The sequence below is a fragment of the Parasphingopyxis lamellibrachiae genome (assembly GCF_003385775.1).
In the GTDB taxonomy this organism is placed as follows: domain Bacteria; phylum Pseudomonadota; class Alphaproteobacteria; order Sphingomonadales; family Sphingomonadaceae; genus Parasphingopyxis; species Parasphingopyxis lamellibrachiae.
The window spans coordinates 1-3,004 of record NZ_QRDP01000009.1 but is presented as its reverse complement, the minus strand read 5'-3'; the positions used below and the strand labels follow the sequence as shown (position 1 = coordinate 3,004).

Below are 3,004 nucleotides of genomic sequence, written 5' to 3'. Positions count from 1 at the left end.
GAATGGCAGAGCAAGACCTATCATGTTCTCGTTCTCGATGATGGGTTCGAACATGACGGTAGGCACTACACGAGCCTCAGCCAGATCGCCCGGGCGATCACTGGCGCACATTGGTCAGGACCGCGCTTCTTCGGCTTGAAGAAACGCAAGGCACCGCCCAAGCGAGGCAAGGCCAATGGCTGAACGGAAGCGCTGTGCCATCTACACCCGTAAATCGACCGAGGAGGGTCTTGAGCAGGACTTCAACAGTCTCGATGCCCAGCGCGAGGCATGCGCCGCCTATATCCTCAGCCAGGCTGCCGAAGGCTGGGAACAGGTCGACGAACACTATGACGACGGCGGCTGGTCGGGTGGCAGCATGGAAAGGCCTGCGCTCAAACAGCTGCTTGCAGATGTGGAAGCTCGCAAGATCGACATCATCGTCGTCTACAAAGTCGACCGGCTCACCCGCAGCCTCGCGGACTTCGCCAAAATCGTCGATATCCTGGATGAGAGGGAGGCATCGTTTGTCAGTGTCACACAGGCGTTCAACACGACCAACTCGATGGGCCGCCTTACACTCAACATCCTGCTGTCCTTCGCCCAGTTCGAGCGGGAGGTCACCGGCGAGCGGATCCGCGACAAGATCGCTGCATCGAAGAAGAAGGGAATGTGGATGGGAGGGCCGGTCCCGATCGGATACCGTCTCGAAGAGCGGCATCTTATCGTCGCGCCTGAGGAAGCTAAAACGGTTCGCATGATCTTCGAGCGTTATCGTGAACTGCGATCAATCTCACGCTTGGTCGATGAGCTGGCAGGGCAGGGTGTCAAAACAAAGGAACGCACCTACAGAAATGGCAAGATCGTCGGCGGCATTCCGTTTGCCAAAGGCTCGCTGGCGCATCTTCTCAAAAATCCGGTCTACACTGGTAAAGTGCATCACAAGGGCAATTTGTTCGATGGGATGCATGAGGCGATTGTAGATCAGGCACTGTGGAGCGAAGTCAGGTCGATTTTCACAGCCAATGGTGCTGATCGAAAGCTTGGCAAGAAATCACACAACCCCAGCTTGCTGACTGGAATGCTTACCGATCCCGATGGACGGCCCATGACACCTGTGCATGGATGCCGGGGACCCAAGCGCTACCGCTATTATGTGACCAGGTATGCGACAGGAGAGATTAGCAGTGACCCATGGCGCGTGCCCGCCGCAGAACTTGATAGGTTGGCCACCCAACTTATACGCAATTGGCTGCGCAGGTCCCGGAAGCCAGGTCTGGCTGAAGAAATGGCCGAGACTGAACAGCTGGCCTCAGCGTTTGCCGATCTTCCGCTGGTTGAAAAGAGGAGGGTTTTGCTCGAGAGGCGGCTCCGCTTTCGTCTTCTGGAAAATGCGATCACGATCAGTGCGGAGGGTGATAGTCCGGCTAATCAGCTATCGTTGCCCGCGCAGATGGTGAGGCGCGGCTGTGAGACCAAATTGTCGTTGCCGCCCGATGATAGACCGGTATCCGCACCGGACCCGGTTCTGCTCAAACTGCTGGCCCAGGCGCACGCAGCACAACAGATGGTAATCGATGGTCATGCTGCGCCTAACATCGAGCGATACAGTAAGGGGCACATATCCCGGCTGCTTCGCATCAGCTGGCTTGCGCCAGATATCGTCTCTGCAATCGTGGAAGGCCGCCAACCCAAAGTGTTGACCGGGCGACGTCTGCTCCGAGCCGCCGGGCTTCCTATGGACTGGGCGGACCAGCGCAAATTTCTGGGATTCGGCTGAATCTCGACAACAACCCTATGTGCATCTGGTGCCGCCCAATTGGGCGTTAGAGATATTCTCTCAAATTGGACCGATATCGCGACGCCAATATGGTCTCAGCGTTTGTCAGACACCTTGCATGTCCGGCTAACTTCCTGAAACTTCGCCTCTATTTGCACCTCAGTGGGCGGAAAGTGCGGCCATGTCAGATTCGGAGGACTGTGTGGTGCCAGATGTACGACTCGAATTCACGACCTAGCTGGCTTCGTTGTGCCAAATTAAGCGCGTAATATCCGAGGGTTACAGGCGCGCGTTCGATGAAGAGACCGGTTCGCAGCGGCTGGGTGCAGGTTTGAATGCGATCATGAATTCGTTCCATGCGCTTGATGACGGGACGTTCCGTCTCGTAGCTGTTCCCATGGAGAGAGAGCATGACAGATCAGAAGGCACCTACTCGGCGCAGAGTATTCGACCTCGTAGGCGAGAGCCGGACGACCCGCGGCGGGATTGAGCGCCAAACCGTGCTGCTAGCGGCAGAACCAGGTGAACCGATCGCGCTCGTGCGAGATCCCGAAAATCCATATGACAAGAATGCTGAGCTGGCCTGCCTTGGGGAGCACGACCTAGGCTTCATTGGCCGGGAGGATGCAACCGTAATAGCGCGGGCGCTCGATGCCGGCTTGAGCTACCAAGCTCGAATTCATGAGATCACAGGCGGTGTTGGTGAAGCTAGGCACTATGGCGTGCGGATCAGCATTGCTTGGATCGGCCAAAGCCTACCAGCCTTCAGGCCACGCGATGAACGACAAGAACGCTCTCGGGAAAAGAAGGCGGCGGCCCTTGATCGGAGCCGCGATCCGAACGGCAGTTTTGAGGCAGCAGAGCGACAAGGTTGCTCGCTATTACTCTTGGGAATTCTGGCAATCGCCTCGCTCGTTATCGCTGGCGATCAATTACTCGCACGGTCGACGACCAGCGACGTTCAGGCACTCGAATCAGCCGGGGTGACTGTCAATATCCGCTGAAAGTGGCCCGTTACAGGAGCTGCAAGAATTCTAGCCAGAAAGTCTCGCGTAGCATCTGCGATCCGGCTTTTGGGGGGTGAGAGACAGTCGCCCGATTCTCTCAATGTATTCCGACACAAAGCGGTCTCTGAGATTGCAGAATGAATCGCATAATAGGGCTAAGGGGCGGTAATTGCGCCTCAATTCGCCGAGTTAATGCGCAGGCTAAGTTATTGATTTGGAAGGATAAACTGTGTGGTGC

General features: G+C 56.5%; 3 protein-coding genes. All 3 read left to right on the top strand.

The genetic code is table 11. The features are described from left to right. A partial coding sequence (locus DFR46_RS14620) for a DUF2924 domain-containing protein (RefSeq protein WP_116237441.1) occupies nt 1–183 on the top strand: 183 nt, incomplete at its 5' end. Further along, nucleotides 176–1,759, top strand: coding sequence for a recombinase family protein (locus DFR46_RS14615; RefSeq protein WP_116237440.1), 1,584 nt, complete (start codon nt 176–178; stop codon nt 1,757–1,759). The genes DFR46_RS14620 and DFR46_RS14615, both read left to right, overlap by 8 nt. Nucleotides 1,760–2,169: 410 nt before the next feature. Further along, nucleotides 2,170–2,763, top strand: coding sequence for an HIRAN domain-containing protein (locus DFR46_RS14605; RefSeq protein ID WP_116237438.1), 594 nt, complete (start codon nt 2,170–2,172; stop codon nt 2,761–2,763). Nucleotides 2,764–3,004: the final 241 nt, after the last annotated feature.

Coding starts and splice junctions, on each gene's coding strand:
- DFR46_RS14615 (WP_116237440.1), top strand. CDS start 176: ATGGCTGAACGGAAGCGCTGTGCCATCTACACCCGTAAATCGACCGAG.
- DFR46_RS14605 (WP_116237438.1), top strand. CDS start 2,170: ATGACAGATCAGAAGGCACCTACTCGGCGCAGAGTATTCGACCTCGTA.